This window comes from Salmonella sp. SAL04202 (assembly GCF_046550775.1).
GTDB lineage: Bacteria > Pseudomonadota > Gammaproteobacteria > Enterobacterales > Enterobacteriaceae > Salmonella > Salmonella enterica.
The window spans coordinates 12,869-28,885 of the sequence record NZ_JBGDXK010000008.1 but is presented as its reverse complement, the minus strand read 5'-3'; the positions used below and the strand labels follow the sequence as shown (position 1 = coordinate 28,885).

15 protein-coding genes are annotated in these 16,017 nt (G+C 53.5%); 13 read left to right on the top strand and 2 right to left on the bottom strand.

Annotated elements, in window-relative coordinates; genetic code table 11:
- Positions 1-10: 10 nt before the first annotated feature.
- Positions 11-811, top strand: coding sequence for a sugar/pyridoxal phosphate phosphatase YigL (gene yigL, locus ACLJQJ_RS21825; RefSeq protein WP_000285338.1), 801 nt, complete (start codon positions 11-13; stop codon positions 809-811).
- An 80-nt stretch (positions 812-891) separates the two neighbouring features.
- Positions 892-1,791 (top strand): carboxylate/amino acid/amine transporter, encoded by a 900-nt coding sequence (locus ACLJQJ_RS21820; RefSeq protein WP_001196257.1) that lies wholly within the window; start codon positions 892-894, stop codon positions 1,789-1,791.
- Here ACLJQJ_RS21820 and metR read toward each other — a convergent pair.
- Positions 1,679-2,632 carry an HTH-type transcriptional regulator MetR gene (gene metR, locus ACLJQJ_RS21815; protein WP_000569786.1) on the bottom strand — a complete coding sequence of 318 codons (954 nt, stop codon included), beginning with the start codon at positions 2,630-2,632 and terminating at the stop codon, positions 1,679-1,681. The two genes, ACLJQJ_RS21820 and metR, sit on opposite strands and share 113 nt — an antisense overlap.
- A 235-nt stretch (positions 2,633-2,867) precedes the next feature.
- On the opposite strand from metR, the gene metE reads away from it, so the two are divergent.
- A complete protein-coding gene (gene metE, locus ACLJQJ_RS21810) occupies positions 2,868-5,132 on the top strand; it encodes a 5-methyltetrahydropteroyltriglutamate--homocysteine S-methyltransferase (RefSeq protein ID WP_000154179.1) in 2,265 nt (754 codons plus the stop codon).
- 334 nt (positions 5,133-5,466) lie between these two features.
- The gene (locus tag ACLJQJ_RS21805) at positions 5,467-6,810 is read left to right on the top strand and encodes an anaerobic sulfatase maturase (protein ID WP_000017947.1); all 1,344 of its coding nucleotides are present in this window, start codon (positions 5,467-5,469) and stop codon (positions 6,808-6,810) included.
- A 79-nt stretch (positions 6,811-6,889) separates the two neighbouring features.
- Here the strand turns inward: ACLJQJ_RS21805 and ACLJQJ_RS21800 are convergent, their stop codons facing one another.
- On the bottom strand, positions 6,890-7,702 hold the full coding sequence (locus tag ACLJQJ_RS21800) for a dienelactone hydrolase family protein (protein WP_000213959.1): 813 nt from the start codon (positions 7,700-7,702) through the stop codon (positions 6,890-6,892).
- Between the two features lie 258 nt (positions 7,703-7,960).
- On the opposite strand from ACLJQJ_RS21800, the gene udp reads away from it, so the two are divergent.
- From udp to tatD, 9 genes are all read left to right on the top strand, one after another.
- The gene (udp, locus tag ACLJQJ_RS21795) at positions 7,961-8,722 is read left to right on the top strand and encodes a uridine phosphorylase (protein WP_000045169.1); all 762 of its coding nucleotides are present in this window, start codon (positions 7,961-7,963) and stop codon (positions 8,720-8,722) included.
- Positions 8,723-8,861: 139 nt separating this feature from the next.
- Positions 8,862-10,292 (top strand): DNA recombination protein RmuC, encoded by a 1,431-nt coding sequence (rmuC, locus tag ACLJQJ_RS21790; protein ID WP_000355562.1) that lies wholly within the window; start codon positions 8,862-8,864, stop codon positions 10,290-10,292.
- Between the two features lie 95 nt (positions 10,293-10,387).
- A complete protein-coding gene (gene ubiE / locus ACLJQJ_RS21785) occupies positions 10,388-11,143 on the top strand; it encodes a bifunctional demethylmenaquinone methyltransferase/2-methoxy-6-polyprenyl-1,4-benzoquinol methylase UbiE (RefSeq protein ID WP_000229009.1) in 756 nt (251 codons plus the stop codon).
- 9 nt (positions 11,144-11,152) lie between these two features.
- Positions 11,153-11,758, top strand: coding sequence for a ubiquinone biosynthesis protein UbiJ (gene ubiJ, locus ACLJQJ_RS21780; RefSeq protein ID WP_001116092.1), 606 nt, complete (start codon positions 11,153-11,155; stop codon positions 11,756-11,758).
- A complete protein-coding gene (gene ubiB, locus ACLJQJ_RS21775; protein WP_000187559.1) occupies positions 11,755-13,395 on the top strand; it encodes a ubiquinone biosynthesis regulatory protein kinase UbiB in 1,641 nt (546 codons plus the stop codon). The genes ubiJ and ubiB overlap by 4 nt, the downstream gene beginning before the upstream one ends.
- Before the next feature lie 206 nt (positions 13,396-13,601).
- The gene (gene tatA / locus ACLJQJ_RS21770; RefSeq protein ID WP_000508972.1) at positions 13,602-13,856 is read left to right on the top strand and encodes a Sec-independent protein translocase subunit TatA; all 255 of its coding nucleotides are present in this window, start codon (positions 13,602-13,604) and stop codon (positions 13,854-13,856) included.
- Positions 13,857-13,859: 3 nt separating this feature from the next.
- Positions 13,860-14,408: a Sec-independent protein translocase protein TatB gene (gene tatB / locus ACLJQJ_RS21765; RefSeq protein WP_000459612.1), complete on the top strand. Its 549-nt coding sequence runs from the start codon at positions 13,860-13,862 to the stop codon at positions 14,406-14,408.
- A 2-nt stretch (positions 14,409-14,410) separates the two neighbouring features.
- A complete protein-coding gene (gene tatC / locus ACLJQJ_RS21760) occupies positions 14,411-15,190 on the top strand; it encodes a Sec-independent protein translocase subunit TatC (protein WP_000257554.1) in 780 nt (259 codons plus the stop codon).
- A 41-nt stretch (positions 15,191-15,231) separates the two neighbouring features.
- Positions 15,232-16,014 carry a 3'-5' ssDNA/RNA exonuclease TatD gene (gene tatD, locus ACLJQJ_RS21755; RefSeq protein ID WP_000459642.1) on the top strand — a complete coding sequence of 261 codons (783 nt, stop codon included), beginning with the start codon at positions 15,232-15,234 and terminating at the stop codon, positions 16,012-16,014.
- Positions 16,015-16,017: the final 3 nt, after the last annotated feature.

Sequence of the window (16,017 nt, the reverse complement as noted above, 5' to 3'; positions counted from 1 at the left end):
AAATTTTATTATGTATCAGGTTGTTGCGTCTGATTTAGATGGCACGCTGCTCTCCCCCGACCATACGTTGTCCCCTTATGCCAAAGAGACTCTGAAGCTGTTGACCGCACGCGGCATCCATTTTGTCTTTGCCACTGGTCGTCATCATGTCGATGTAGGGCAAATCCGCGATAATCTTGAAATCAAGTCTTACATGATCACCTCCAACGGCGCGCGAGTGCACGATACCGACGGGAATTTGGTTTTTACGCATAATCTGGACAGCGACATTGCCAGCGACCTGTTCGGCGTGGTGAATGCGAACCCGGACATCGTGACTAACGTTTATCGCGACGACGAATGGTTTATGAATCGTCATCGCCCCGATGAAATGCGTTTTTTCAAAGAGGCGGTATTTAACTACTCGTTGTTTGAGCCTGCGCTGCTGGAGCCGGAGGGCGTCAGCAAAGTGTTTTTCACCAGCGACACTCATGAAAAGTTGTTGCCGCTGGAGCAGGCGATTAACGCGCGCTGGGGCGATCGGGTAAACGTGAGCTTCTCTACGCTAACCTGTCTGGAAGTGATGGCGGGCGGAGTGTCGAAAGGTCATGCGCTGGAAGCGGTCGCTCAGGCGATGGGGTACAGCCTGAAAGAGTGTATCGCCTTTGGCGACGGAATGAACGACGCTGAAATGCTCACGATGGCGGGCAAAGGCTGCATCATGGGCAATGCGCACCAGCGTCTGAAAGACCTGTATCCCGAACTTGAGGTGATCGGCATCAACGCGGATAACGCCGTGCCGCATTACCTGCGCGATCTTTTCTTACGCTGATGTGATTGTTTGTTAGTTGACCAGTTGTCAACTTCACTCTCCGCTACAATGGGTGTTCCCTGTTTTAAGAGACATCCATTGTGGCGCTACTCATCATTACCACTATCCTGTGGGCTTTCTCCTTTAGTCTATTTGGCGAGTATCTTGCCGGGCATGTCGATAGCTATTTCGCGGTGCTGATACGCGTTGGGCTGGCGGCGCTCGTTTTTCTGCCGTTTTTGCGTACTCGCGGGCACAACCTAAAAACCATCAGCCTGTATATGCTGGTGGGGGCGATGCAGCTTGGCATCATGTATATGTTGAGCTTCCATGCTTACCTCTATCTGACCGTATCCGAACTGCTGCTGTTTACCGTTCTGACGCCGCTCTATATCACGCTGATTTACGATGTGATGAGTCAGCGTCGTTTGCGCTGGGGCTATGCATTTAGCGCGTTGCTGGCGGTGATTGGCGCCGGGATTATTCGCTACGATCGCGTGACCGACCATTTTTGGGTCGGTTTGCTCCTGGTGCAGCTTTCTAATATCAGTTTCGCTATCGGAATGGTGGGGTATAAACGTCTGATGGAGACCCGTCCCATGCCGCAGCACAACGCCTTTGCGTGGTTCTATCTGGGAGCGTTTTTGGTGGCGGCGGTGGCGTGGTCGCTGTTGGGGAACGCGCAAAAGCTGCCGGAAACCACGCTGCAATGGAGCATTCTGGTGTTTCTCGGCGTGGTGGCGTCCGGCATTGGCTACTTTATGTGGAACTATGGCGCTACCCAGGTAGACGCCGGGACGCTGGGTATCATGAATAATATGCATGTTCCCGCAGGACTGCTGGTTAATCTTGCCATCTGGCATCAGCAGCCCCACTGGCCAAGCTTTATTACAGGCGCGGCTGTGATCCTGGCTTCGCTGTGGGTGCATCGAAAATGGGTCGCTCCGCGCTCCGCACAAACGGCAGATGATCGCAGGCGTGATCCCGCGTCGAGCGAATAAACGCCTCGGTCACCGCCTGACGCTGGTCGCCGTCGCGCACGGCGGCATACAGGCGGCTCCACAGACCATCGCCCAGGGTTTTGGTCACCACCAGACCCTGGCGCTCAACGCTTTCCACCACCCAGTGCGGCAGGGCGGCAATACCCATTCTGGCCGCCACCATCTGAATCAGCAGTAGCGTATTATCCACGCTTTTCAGCAGCGGGCTGATACCCGCCGGTTGCAGGAAATGTCGCCAGACATCCAGTCGGCTGCGCTGCACCGGGTAAATCAACAGCGTTTCGCTGGCTAAATCTTCCGGCGTAATCTGCGTTTTGCTGGCCAGCGGATGGTCGGGCGCCAGCACCAGTCGGACTTCAAAATCAAACATCGGCGAATAATGCAGCCCGCTGCGCGGCAAAATATCCGACGTCATCACCAAATCCAGCTCGCCTTGTTGCAAGGCCGGTTGCGGATCAAAAGTGACGCCGGATGTGAAATCCATTTCTACCTGCGGCCAGCTTGCACGGAAGTTTTCCAGCGCCGGGGTCAGCCACTGAATACAGCTATGACATTCAATAGCGATGCGCAGACGAGTTTGCTGCGGTTCGTTGCACGCCTGCAGCGCACGGCTGATTTGCGGCAGCACCTGGTTTGCCAGTTGCAGCAGAACTTCCCCCTGCGGCGTAAAGCGCAGCGGCTGGCTTTTACGCACGAACAGGCGGAAGCCAAGGCGTTGTTCCAGATCGCTGAACTGATGAGACAGAGCGGATTGGGTCTGGTGCAGCACCGCCGCCGCGGCAGCCAGCGATCCACTATTCCGCAATGCCTGGAGTGTTTTCAGATGTTTAATTTCGATCATGAAAGTCCTTCACTTCGCCATGAACAAATTGCGCTTGAGGAATATACAGTACCTTTACATTATGGATGTGTAAACATCCAGACGTCCAAAATCCGTCGTCTTTTAAATTGATGGTGCGTTGGCTGCGTTTCCTCACCCCGGTCACTTACTGATGTAAGCTCCCGGGGATGAGCAAACTTGCCGCCTTCCCTGAATTTAAAATACTTAGGATTTACATATAATTAGAGGAAGTAAAATGACAATATTGACTCATACCCTCGGTTTTCCTCGCGTTGGCCTGCGTCGCGAGTTGAAAAAAGCGCAAGAGAGCTACTGGGCGGGGAACTCAACGCGTGAAGCGTTACTGGCGGTGGGGCGCGAACTGCGCGCGCGTCACTGGGAGCAGCAGAAACAAGCGGGTATTGACCTGTTACCGGTAGGCGACTTTGCCTGGTACGACCATGTTCTGACCACCAGCCTGCTGTTAGGCAATGTGCCGGCTCGTCATCAGAACAACGACGGTTCCGTGGACATCGACACTCTGTTCCGCATTGGCCGTGGTCGCGCGCCAACCGGCGAACCGGCGGCGGCAGCGGAAATGACCAAATGGTTTAATACTAACTATCACTACATAGTACCGGAGTTCAGCAAAGGCCAGCAGTTCAGACTCACCTGGACACAGTTGCTGGAGGAAGTGGACGAAGCGCTGGCGCTGGGGCATAAGATCAAACCCGTACTGCTGGGGCCTGTCACGTATCTGTGGCTGGGTAAAGTGAAAGGCGAGCCGTTTGACCGCCTGACGTTGCTGAAAGACATTTTGCCGGTGTATCAGCACGTGCTGGCTGAACTGGCAAAACGTGGTATTGAGTGGGTCCAAATTGATGAGCCAGCGCTGGTGCTGGAACTGCCGCAGGCGTGGCTGGATGCCTTCAAACCGGCTTACGACGCGCTCGCCGGCCAGGTGAAGCTGTTGCTGACGACCTATTTTGAAGGCGTGACGCCAAACCTGGACACTATTATCGCGCTACCGGTACAGGGGCTACATGTTGACCTCATTCATGGCAAAGATGATGTAGCGGAACTGCATCAACGTCTGCCGGTCGACTGGCTGCTCTCCGCAGGCTTGATTAACGGGCGTAATGTCTGGCGCGCCGATTTGACCGAAAAATACGCGCAGATTAACGCCATTGTGGGCAAACGCGCGCTGTGGGTAGCATCCTCCTGCTCTTTGCTGCACAGCCCGATCGATCTCAGCGTCGAAACGCGTCTGGATACGGAAGTTAAAAGCTGGTTTGCCTTTGCGCTGCAAAAATGCGGTGAACTGGCGTTGCTGCGCGATGCGCTGAACAGCGGCGAAACGGCGGCGCTTGAGGAATGGAGCGCACCGATTCAGGCTCGTCGTCACTCCCGCCGCGTACATAATGCCGCGGTAGAAAAACGCCTGGCGGCGATCACCGCGCAGGACAGCCAGCGTGAGAATCCGTATGAGGTGCGCGCTGAAGCGCAACGCGCCCGCTTTAAACTTCCCGCCTGGCCGACGACGACTATCGGTTCGTTTCCGCAAACCACGGAAATTCGCGGCCTGCGTCTGGACTTCAAAAAGGGCAACCTCGACGCGAATAACTACCGCACCGGCATCGCCGAACATATCAAACAGGCTATCATCGAGCAGGAGCGTTTAGGGCTGGATGTGCTGGTACACGGCGAAGCCGAGCGAAACGACATGGTGGAATACTTCGGCGAGCATCTGGACGGCTTCGTCTTTACCCAGAATGGTTGGGTGCAAAGCTATGGCTCCCGCTGTGTGAAACCGCCGGTAGTGATTGGCGATATCAGCCGTCCGGCACCGATTACCGTGGAGTGGGCGAAATATGCCCAGTCGCTGACCGACAAGCCGGTAAAAGGGATGTTGACCGGCCCGGTGACTATTCTTTGCTGGTCATTCCCCCGCGAAGACGTGACCCGCGAAACGATTGCGAAACAGATTGCGCTGGCGCTGCGTGATGAAGTCGCGGATCTGGAGGCGGCGGGGATTGGGATTATTCAGATCGACGAACCGGCGCTGCGCGAAGGTCTACCGCTGCGTCGCAGCGACTGGGACGCCTATCTGGAATGGGGTGTGGAAGCCTTCCGCATCAACGCGGCGGTGGCGAAGGATGAAACCCAGATCCACACCCACATGTGTTACTGCGAGTTCAACGACATTATGGATTCGATCGCCGCGCTGGATGCGGATGTGATCACCATTGAGACCTCCCGCTCGGATATGGAGTTGCTGGAGTCGTTCGAAGCGTTCGACTACCCGAACGAAATCGGGCCGGGCGTGTACGATATTCACTCGCCGAACGTGCCGAGCGTCGAGTGGATTGAAGCCCTGCTGAAGAAGGCGGCACAGCGTATTCCGGCACAACGCCTGTGGGTGAATCCGGACTGCGGTCTGAAAACTCGCGGTTGGCCGGAAACCCGCGCGGCGTTAGCGAACATGGTCAAAGCGGCGCATAATCTGCGTCAGGCGAAATAGCCCATCCTGACCGCTGCGTTTATCCGGCAGCAATGCGGCGCTACCCTTTGACGGGTAGCGCCCGTGTCTGACCTGATTAACAGCGCCTCTTTCTTCTCATTTCCCTTTATCTTATTTTCCGCGCTGTCTTTTTCAGGATCTGGCTATTTGGCGATCTTGATAATAAAAAGGTTCTCCGTATGAATGACAACCAGGCGGATAGCGTCCCCGGAAGCAGCGCGGCGGCTTTTATTGCCTCGCAGATCGTTTTTCCTGTCATGATCGCCCAGCGCTCTCATAGCACAAAACGAGGTTTTCCATTCTGTTATGTTCCCTGGCGACGATAAACGTCGCATTGTCTCATGGCGCAGGTGAACCTTATTTTTTAACGGAGATGTCTGACATGGCGGTAGCAGGTTGTCACGTAATGGCCAAACCCGGCGGCGCGATCTGCAATATTGATTGCACATATTGCTTCTATCTTGAAAAAGAGGCGCTGTACCCGGAACGCAATAAAAACTGGCGAATGTCGGACGAGACGCTGGAACAATTTATACGCCAGCATATTGCCGCGCAGAGTGGCGACCGCATTGACTTTGCCTGGCAGGGCGGCGAACCGACCATGATGGGGCTACCGTTTTTCCGTCGGGTTGTCGCATTATGTGAAAAGTACGGCGATGGGCGAAAAATCACTCATGCGTTGCAGACGAACGGCATCCTGGTGAATGACGAGTGGGCGCGCTTTTTCGCTGAACAGCATTTTCTCATCGGTCTCTCTATCGACGGCCCGGCGTCGTTACACAACCACTATCGGCTTAATCGCGCTGGAAAAGGAACTCATGAACAGGTCGTCGCAGCAATGGCGCGGCTTAAAGCGCACCATGTCGACTTTAATACCTTAACCGTCGTGGGAAAACATAACGTCGGTCATGCAGCAGACGTCTACGAATTTCTTCTGGCGGCGGGATCGCGTTTTATTCAGTTTATCCCGCTGGTAGAGCGAATGAGCACCGATAACTCATCGGTACTTAATCTGGTGATGCCCGGCGAAAGCGCGGCGACGCTGGCGCCATGGACGGTACCGTCGTGGCAATATGGCGAATTTCTCAACCAGATCTTTGATATCTGGGTTCGTCGCGACGTAGACCGCGTCTATGTGCAGATGTTTGACGTGGCGTTAGCCGCCTGGACGGCGCAGCAGCCGGTACTGTGTGTACATTCCGAGACTTGTGGACATGCCTTCGCGTTGGAGTCGAACGGCGATCTCTACAACTGCGACCACTTTGTCTACCCGGAGCATCTGCTGGGAAATATCCACCAGCACAGCATCAAAGCCTTAAATAATAGCGAGCGGGCTATTGCGTTTGGCGAGGCCAAGCGGGAGACCCTGACCGCCGATTGTCGTCGCTGTGACTACCGCTTTGCGTGTCATGGCGGCTGTCCGAAGCATCGCTTTGCCGTCTCGCCGTCCGGTCATCCTGCGCATAATTACTTGTGTGCGGGCTATAAGCATTTTTTCCAGCACGTTACGCCGTATATGAATGTCTGGCGGGAGCTGCTGGCGCAAGGCTATCCAATGGCATCGATCATGCGCTGGCTGGCGCAGGACGCGCGTAAAGACACAGGAGCCGTCAGTCGTAACCATCTCTGTCCCTGCGGCAGCGGCAAAAAATATAAAAAATGCTGTGGTAAAGCATAGCTAACGTGGCGATGACGCTTTGTTGAGCCTACACCGACTCCGGTCTCGTAGGCCCAACAAACATCGTAATGCGCTGTGGTTAGCCTTTTTTCCCGCCGTACTGAGCGAACCATTCCAGCATTCTTTGCCAGCCGTCTTTCGCCGAGGCTTCGTGGTAGCCCGGACGATAATCGGCATTAAACGCGTGCCCTGCATCGGGATAGACCACGATTTCCGCCTTCGCATTAGCGGCGCGTAGCGCCTGACGCATGGTTTCCACGCTCTCCTGTGGAATACTGGTATCCTGCCCGCCGTATAAACCCAGTACCGGCGCGTTAAGATCGGTGGCGATATCAACGGGATGCTTCGGCGAATTGAGTGACGTGTCGCCCACCAGCTTGCCGTACCACGCTACCGCTGCTTTTAACTGTGGGTTGTGCGCGGCGTACAGCCAGGTAATCCGGCCTCCCCAACAAAAACCGGTGATCATCAGCCGATGCGCATCCCCGCCGTTGCGCGAAGCCCAACTGGCGACGTGATCCAGGTCGGCAAGGACTTGCGAATCGGGTACTTTAGCCACCAGCCCGCTCAATAATGTGGGTATATCGGCGAAATCATTGGGGTCGCCTTCGCGGAAATAGAGCTCCGGCGCGATAGCGAGATAGCCTTCCAGCGCCAGTCGTCGGCAAATATCGCGAATGTGTTCATGTACGCCAAAAATTTCCTGTACCACAATGACCACAGGCAGCGCGCCGTCGCTCGCTTTTGGTCTGGCGTAATAGGCTGGCATATCGTCGCCCTGAGAGGGAATCGACGTTATCCCCGCGCTAATGGCCCCATCAGGCGTATGAATCATCGTAGGGGCAAGTGGGGAAGCTGCAGGTGCAAAGCCGGATGGATGTGTCGTTGTCATGGTATTCTCCGTACCCTTAAAAAATAGCGCAATCTTAACTATAGACAGTGTGTAACAAACCACATTGCCTTAAAGCGGCTATCTTTTGTGCAATGCCTGGCGATATTGATTATTTATTGTGATGCGCATCACTTTTTAATGGTAAGCGAGTGCAATTGTTTTACGTCATAGTGATGGCTGTCACGAAAATATCTTTATGCCTTAGGTAAAGTGTCTCTTTGCTTCTTCTGACAAACCCGATTCACAGAGGAGTTTTATATGTCCAAGTCTGATGTTTTTCATCTCGGCCTCACCAAAAACGACTTACAAGGGGCCCAGCTCGCCATCGTCCCTGGCGATCCTGAGCGTGTGGAAAAGATCGCCGCGCTGATGGATAAGCCGGTTAAGCTGGCATCTCACCGCGAATTCACCTCCTGGCGCGCTGAGCTGGATGGCAAAGCAGTTATCGTTTGCTCTACCGGTATCGGCGGCCCGTCTACCTCTATTGCCGTGGAAGAACTGGCGCAACTGGGTATTCGTACCTTCTTGCGTATCGGCACCACGGGGGCTATTCAGCCGCACATTAACGTCGGCGACGTTCTGGTAACGACCGCATCCGTTCGTCTGGATGGGGCGAGCCTGCATTTTGCGCCGATGGAATTCCCGGCGGTTGCGGACTTTGCCTGCACCACTGCGCTGGTTGAAGCCGCGAAATCGATTGGCGCCACGACTCACGTTGGCGTAACCGCCTCTTCCGACACTTTCTATCCGGGTCAGGAACGTTACGACACCTATTCTGGCCGCGTTGTGCGTCGCTTCAAAGGCTCTATGGAAGAGTGGCAGGCGATGGGCGTAATGAACTACGAAATGGAATCCGCTACGCTGTTAACCATGTGCGCAAGCCAGGGGTTACGCGCAGGTATGGTGGCGGGCGTTATCGTCAACCGTACCCAACAAGAGATTCCGAATGCGGAAACGATGAAACAAACTGAAAGCCACGCGGTGAAAATCGTCGTGGAAGCGGCCCGTCGTCTGCTGTAATTCTCCTCTCTTTTGCAAAGGCCGACGCGTTCGGCCTTTTCTTTTTGCGTGGCGCCTCGCAGGAAATCCCTTTTAAACTGGACGTTTATACAGCACAATTCTATTTTGTGCAGGACAGTGTGGTTCCAGGAGAGGTGTTGTGGATATTACTCTTATGATAAGCGCCGTCGTGGCGCTGGCGGCTGGGGCGGTGATTGGCTGGCTGGCGACGAAAGCGCACGCCGATCAAATCCGCGCCGATCTTATCGAAGAACGGCGTGAGCTGGATATCGAACTTAGCGCGGCCCGGCAGCAATTAGCGCAAGAAGCGCACTGGCGCAGTGAATGCGAGTTACTTAATAACGAACTGCGTAGCCTGCACAGTATTAATACCTCTCTGGAAGCCGATCTGCGTGAAGTCACGACCCGTCTGGAAGCGACTCAACAACACGCGGAAGACAAAATCCGTCAGATGATCAACAGCGAACAGCGTTTAAGCGAGCAGTTTGAAAATCTGGCGAATCGTATCTTTGAACACAGTAATCGTCGCGTAGACGAACAAAACCGACAAAGCCTGAATAGCCTGCTGACGCCGCTGCGTGAGCAACTGGACGGTTTTCGCCGCCAGGTTCAGGAGAGTTTTGGCAAAGAAGCGCAGGAGCGGCATACGCTGGCGCACGAAATTCGTAATTTGCAGCAGCTTAACGCGCAAATGGCGCAGGAAGCGATCAACCTGACGCGCGCTTTGAAAGGGGACAATAAGGCGCAAGGAAACTGGGGCGAAGTTGTGCTGGCGCGGGTGCTGGAGGCATCCGGACTGCGTGAAGGCTACGAATACGAAACCCAGGTCAGTATTGAGAACGATGCGCGCTCGCGGATGCAGCCGGATGTCATCGTCCGCTTGCCGCAGGGCAAAGATGTGGTCATCGACGCTAAAATGACGTTGGTCGCCTACGAGCGTTACTTTAACGCTGAAGATGACTACACGCGCGAGGCCGCTTTACAAGAGCACATCGCCTCGGTGCGCAATCATATTCGCTTACTGGGGCGTAAAGACTACCAGCAGCTTCCCGGCCTCCGCTCGCTGGACTATGTTCTGATGTTTATCCCCGTAGAACCCGCTTTCCTGCTGGCGTTAGATAAACAGCCCGAACTGATAACCGAGGCGCTAAAAAATAACATTATGCTGGTAAGCCCCACGACGCTGCTGGTGGCGTTACGGACAATCGCCAACCTGTGGCGCTATGAACACCAGAGCCGCAATGCGCAGCACATCGCAGACAGAGCCAGTAAGCTCTACGATAAAATGCGGTTGTTCGTTGATGATATGTCAGCGATCGGTCAGAGTCTGGATAAAGCGCAGGATAACTACCGCCAGGCGATGAAAAAACTTGCGTCGGGGCGTGGCAACGTTTTGGCGCAGGCGGAGGCCTTCCGGGGGCTAGGCGTGGAAATCAAACGCGAGATTAATCCGGATTTAGCGGAACAGGCCGTTACGCAAGATGAAGAATATCGTTTACGATCGATCCCTGAAGGGCGGCAGGATGAACATTATCCCAATGATGAACGGGTGAAGCAGCAGTTAAGTTAACCCATACGGAGTAGTTTAGTCCTGGCGCAGAGTAGGGCAAATTGGCCCAATCTGTTACACTTCTTGAACATTTTTATCGATAAGCAGGCACTGAGATGGTGGAAGATTCACAAGAAACGACGCACTTTGGCTTTCAGACCGTCGCTAAAGAGCAGAAAGCTGACATGGTGGCCCACGTTTTTCATTCTGTGGCGTCAAAGTACGATGTGATGAATGATTTAATGTCATTTGGCATTCATCGTTTGTGGAAGCGCTTCACCATTGATTGCAGTGGCGTGCGTCGTGGACAAACCGTTCTCGATTTAGCGGGTGGTACGGGCGATCTTACCGCGAAATTTTCACGTATGGTCGGGGAAACTGGCAAAGTTATCCTGGCGGATATTAATGATTCCATGCTCAAAATGGGGCGTGAGAAGCTGCGTAATATCGGCGTGATCGGCAACGTAGAGTATGTGCAGGCGAATGCCGAAGCTCTGCCTTTCCCTGATAATACGTTTGATTGCATTACCATTTCGTTTGGTTTGCGCAATGTAACGGAAAAAGAAAAAGCGCTGCGGTCAATGTTCCGTGTGTTGAAACCCGGCGGACGTTTACTGGTGCTTGAATTTTCCAAGCCTATCATTGAGCCGCTGAGTAAAGCGTATGACGCCTATTCTTTCCATATTTTACCGCGTATTGGCTCGATGGTCGCAAACGATGCGGATAGCTATCGGTATCTCGCGGAATCCATCCGTATGCATCCCGATCAGGATACCTTAAAAGCCATGATGCAGGACGCCGGATTTGAGAGCGTGGATTATTACAATTTGACGGCGGGCGTTGTGGCATTGCACCGTGGTTATAAATTCTAGGAGGGTGGAATGCCTTTTAAACCCTTAGTGACCGCAGGAATTGAAGGTCTCCTCAATACGTTTCTGTATCGTTCGCCAGCGCTGAAATCAGCCAGAACGCGCTTACAGGGAAAAGTACTGTGTGTGAAACTAAAGGGATTTTCGACGCCATTAGTCCTGGTATTCAGCGAACGCCAGGTTGATGTGCTGGGGGCATGGGAAGGCGAAGCGGACTGTACGGTAATCACTCAAGCTAGCGTTTTGCCAAAACTACGCGATCGTCAGCAGCTGGCCGCGCTTATTCGCAGCGGCGAACTGGAAGTGCAGGGCGATATTCAGGTCGTGCAAAATTTTGTGGCGCTCGCCGATCTCGCCGAATTCGATCCTGCGGAGCTGTTGGCGCCATACACGGGTGATATTGCGGCGGAAAGTATCGGTAAGGTCGTGCGTGGCGGGGCTAAATTCCTGCGCCACGGGTTTCAACGCCAGCAGCGTTATGCCGCTGAAGCGATCACTGAAGAGTGGCGTATGGCGCCTGGCCCGCTGGAAGTCGCATGGTTTGCCGAAGAAACCGCGGCTGTTGAGCGCGCCGTAGATGCTCTGACCACACGGCTGGAAAAACTGGAGGCCAAATGACGCCAGGTGAAGTACGGCGCCTATATTTCATCATCCGCACGTTTTTAAGCTACGGCCTTGATGAACTCATCCCCCGAATGCGTCTTACACTGCCACTCCGATTATGGCGCTATTCGCTGTTCTGGATGCCAAACCGGCATAAAGATAAATTGCTGGGTGAACGATTAAGACTGGCGTTGCAAGAGCTGGGACCGGTCTGGATCAAATTTGGTCAGATGCTCTCCACGCGCCGTGACCTGTTCCCGCCGCAAATCGCCGATCAGCTCGCTTTGCTCCAGGATAAAGTCGCGCCATTCGATGGTCGGCTGGCGAAAGCCCAGATTGAAGAGGCGATGGGGGGGCTACCTGTCGAAGCCTGGTTTGACGACTTTGATATCCAGCCTTTAGCGTCGGCGTCAATCGCCCAGGTACATACCGCGCGATTGAAATCAAACGGTAAAGAAGTGGTTATTAAGGTCATTCGCCCGGATATTTTGCCGGTAATTCAGGCAGACCTGAAACTGATTTATCGCCTTGCTCGCTGGGTACCACGCCTGTTGCCGGATGGGCGTCGTCTGCGCCCGACGGAAGTGGTGCGTGAGTATGAGAAAACGCTGATCGATGAGCTGAATCTGCTGCGGGAATCGGCCAACGCGATTCAGTTACGCCGCAATTTTGAAAATAGTCCCATGCTATATATCCCGGAGGTGTACTCCGATTACTGTAGCCAGAACATGATGGTGATGGAGCGGATATACGGCATTCCTGTTTCGGATGTGGCGGCGCTGGAAAAGAACGGCACCAACATGAAACTGCTGGCGGAACGCGGGGTTAAAGTTTTCTTCACCCAGGTTTTCCGCGACAGCTTTTTCCATGCGGACATGCATCCGGGAAATATTTTTGTCAGCCATGAACACCCTGAAAATCCGCAATATATCGGCATTGACTGCGGTATCGTCGGGTCGCTAAACAAAGAAGATAAGCGTTATCTGGCTGAAAACTTTATCGCGTTTTTTAATCGCGATTACCGAAAGGTGGCGGAGCTGCATGTCGATTCAGGCTGGGTTCCGCCAGATACCAACGTTGAAGATTTTGAGTTTGCCATCCGCACCGTCTGTGAACCTATCTTTGAAAAGCCGCTCGCGGAAATCTCGTTTGGTCATGTGTTGTTAAACCTTTTCAATACAGCGCGTCGATTTAACATGGAAGTCCAGCCGCAACTGGTGTTGTTGCAGAAAACATTATTGTATGTTGAAGGGGTTGGGCGGCAACTTTATCCTCAGCTTGATTTGTGGAAAACGGCGAAACCGTTTCTTGAGTCCTGGATCAAAGATCAGGTGGGTATTCCGGCTCTCACGCGGGCTCTTAAAGAAAAAGCGCCGTTCTGGGTCGAAAAAATGCCAGAAATACCTGAACTGGTGTACGACAGTTTGCGCCAGGGCAAATATTTACAGCACAGTGTTGATAAGATTGCGCGCGAGTTACAGGTAAACCATGTGCGCCAAAGTCAGTCTCGTTATTTATTGGGAATTGGCGCAACGCTGTTACTGAGCGGGTCATTCTTACTCGTCAACCGCCCTGAATGGGGATTGATGCCTGGCTGGCTCATGGTCGGCGGCGTAGTGGTCTGGCTGGTTGGCTGGCGTAAAACTCGTTGAGATTTTTTTATCGCTCAACGCCGGTTGTGTCACGCAGGTACATATTATCACTCGAGGCAGTACTCAGGCCGCAAGTCAATGTCGTCCCGGTCGTATGTAAAAGTATGTGAATAGGGCGGGCGAAAGCGGCTAACAAAGAGGCAGCGCGAAGGATAATGTGTATAATGCGGCCCTATTAATTCATCATCTATCACAGAGGAACATGTATGGGTGGTATCAGTATTTGGCAGTTGTTGATTGTTGCCGTTATCGTCGTACTGCTGTTCGGCACCAAAAAACTCGGTTCCATCGGTTCCGATCTTGGCGCGTCTATCAAAGGCTTTAAAAAGGCCATGAGCGATGATGATGCCAAACAGGATAAAACCAGTCAGGACGCTGATTTTACCGCTAAATCTATCGCGGATAAGCAAGGCGAAGCGAAAAAGGAAGACGCTAAAAGCCAAGATAAAGAGCAGGTATAATCCGTGTTTGATATCGGTTTTAGCGAACTGCTGTTAGTGTTCGTTATCGGCCTCATTGTGTTGGGGCCGCAACGATTGCCAGTAGCGGTAAAAACGGTAGCGGGCTGGATTCGCGCGTTGCGGTCCCTTGCGACAACGGTTCAGAATGAACTGACTCAGGAACTGAAACTTCAGGAGTTCCAGGACAGTCTGAAAAAAGTCGAAAAGGCGAGCCTGGAAAATCTGACTCCCGAGCTGAAAGCATCTATGGATGAACTGCGTCAGGCGGCGGAGTCGATGAAACGCACCTACAGCGCTAACGATCCCGAACAAGCGAGCGATGAAGCGCATACCATCCATAACCCGGTGGTAAAAGGGAACGAAACGCAGCATGAGGGCGTCACCCCTGCCGCCGCTGAAACACAGGCGAGCGCGCCGGAACAAAAGCCGGAGCCCGTTAAAGCTAACGTGCCTGAGTCGACGGAAACCGCTTCCGTAGCCACGATAGACGCCGAGAAGAAATCCGCTGCGCCTGTTGTCGAATCTTCCCCCTCGTCGAGTGATAAACCGTAAACATGGCTGTAGAAGATACTCAACCGCTTATCACGCATCTGATCGAGTTGCGTAAGCGCCTGCTAAACTGCATCGTCGCAGTACTTCTGATTTTTCTGGCGTTAATTTATTTCGCCAATGATATTTATCATTTAGTCGCCGCACCGCTGATTAAACAGATGCCGCAAGGGGCGACAATGATTGCGACGGATGTGGCGTCGCCGTTTTTTACGCCTATCAAACTCACCTTCATGGTGTCTTTGATCTTATCCGCGCCTGTCATTTTGTACCAGGTTTGGGCCTTTATCGCCCCGGCGCTGTATAAGCATGAGCGTCGTCTGGTCGTACCGCTGCTGGTATCCAGTTCGCTGCTTTTCTACATTGGTATGGCCTTCGCCTATTTTGTCGTATTCCCTTTGGCCTTTGGTTTTCTGACGCATACGGCGCCGGAAGGGGTACAGGTTTCGACAGATATCGCCAGCTATCTTAGCTTTGTCATGGCGCTTTTTATGGCCTTTGGCGTAGCCTTTGAAGTGCCGGTGGCGATTGTGTTGCTGTGCTGGATGGGCATCACCACGCCAGAAGATTTGCGTAAAAAACGGCCTTATATCCTGGTCGGGGCATTCATTGTGGGAATGCTGCTTACGCCGCCAGATGTTTTCTCGCAAACGTTGCTGGCGATACCGATGTACTGCCTGTTTGAAATTGGCGTTTTCTGCTCACGCTTTTATGTCGGTAAGCGACGGACGCGCGACGAAGATAACGAGGCCGAAACCGAAAAGGCCGAGCACACTGAAGACTAAACACAACCGCCCGCCAGGGCGGTTGTCATATGGGGGCAAGCATGTTTGATATTGGCGTTAATTTAACCAGTAGCCAGTTTGCAAAAGATCGTGATGATGTGGTCGCCCGTGCGTTTGCGGCAGGAGTAAAAGGTATGCTACTGACCGGAACGAACATCCATGAAAGTCAGCAGGCGTTAAAACTGGCGCGGCGCTACCCCCATTGTTGGTCGACGGCTGGCGTCCATCCCCATGACAGCAGTCAGTGGTCATCTGCGTCTGAAGACGCCATTATTGCGCTGGCGAACCAGCCGGAAGTCGTCGCTATCGGTGAGTGCGGGCTGGATTTCAATCGCAATTTTTCCACGCCGCAGGAGCAGGAGCGTGCCTTTCAGGCGCAGCTACAAATTGCCGCCGAATTGCAGATGCCAATCTTTATGCACTGCCGGGACGCGCATGAGCGATTTCTGGCATTGCTTGATCCCTGGCTGGATAGTCTTCCTGGTGCAATACTGCACTGCTTTACCGGTTCACGCCAGCAAATGCAGGCCTGTGTGGATAGAGGGCTCTATATCGGTATTACCGGGTGGGTTTGCGACGAACGACGCGGGCTTGAGCTACGTGAACTCTTACCGTTTATTCCAGCGGAAAAGCTACTGATAGAAACCGACGCGCCGTATCTGTTGCCTCGCGATCTTACGCCGAAACCAACGTCACGACGCAACGAGCCCGCGTATCTGCCTCACATCCTGGAGCGCATAGCGCTATGGCGTGGTGAAGATCCGCAATGGTTAGCGGCGATGACAGATGCCAACGCCAGAACCTTATTTGAGGTCGTATTCTGAACG

Bases quoted from the DNA above. Each gene is read 5' to 3' on its own strand.
- yigL (WP_000285338.1), top strand. From the start codon at position 11: ATGTATCAGGTTGTTGCGTCTGATTTAGATGGCACGCTGCTCTCCCCC.
- metR (WP_000569786.1), bottom strand. From the start codon at position 2,632: ATGATCGAAATTAAACATCTGAAAACACTCCAGGCATTGCGGAATAGT.
- metE (WP_000154179.1), top strand. From the start codon at position 2,868: ATGACAATATTGACTCATACCCTCGGTTTTCCTCGCGTTGGCCTGCGT.
- ACLJQJ_RS21800 (WP_000213959.1), bottom strand. From the start codon at position 7,702: ATGACAACGACACATCCATCCGGCTTTGCACCTGCAGCTTCCCCACTT.
- udp (WP_000045169.1), top strand. From the start codon at position 7,961: ATGTCCAAGTCTGATGTTTTTCATCTCGGCCTCACCAAAAACGACTTA.
- ubiE (WP_000229009.1), top strand. From the start codon at position 10,388: ATGGTGGAAGATTCACAAGAAACGACGCACTTTGGCTTTCAGACCGTC.
- ubiJ (WP_001116092.1), top strand. From the start codon at position 11,153: ATGCCTTTTAAACCCTTAGTGACCGCAGGAATTGAAGGTCTCCTCAAT.
- ubiB (WP_000187559.1), top strand. From the start codon at position 11,755: ATGACGCCAGGTGAAGTACGGCGCCTATATTTCATCATCCGCACGTTT.
- tatA (WP_000508972.1), top strand. From the start codon at position 13,602: ATGGGTGGTATCAGTATTTGGCAGTTGTTGATTGTTGCCGTTATCGTC.
- tatC (WP_000257554.1), top strand. From the start codon at position 14,411: ATGGCTGTAGAAGATACTCAACCGCTTATCACGCATCTGATCGAGTTG.
- tatD (WP_000459642.1), top strand. From the start codon at position 15,232: ATGTTTGATATTGGCGTTAATTTAACCAGTAGCCAGTTTGCAAAAGAT.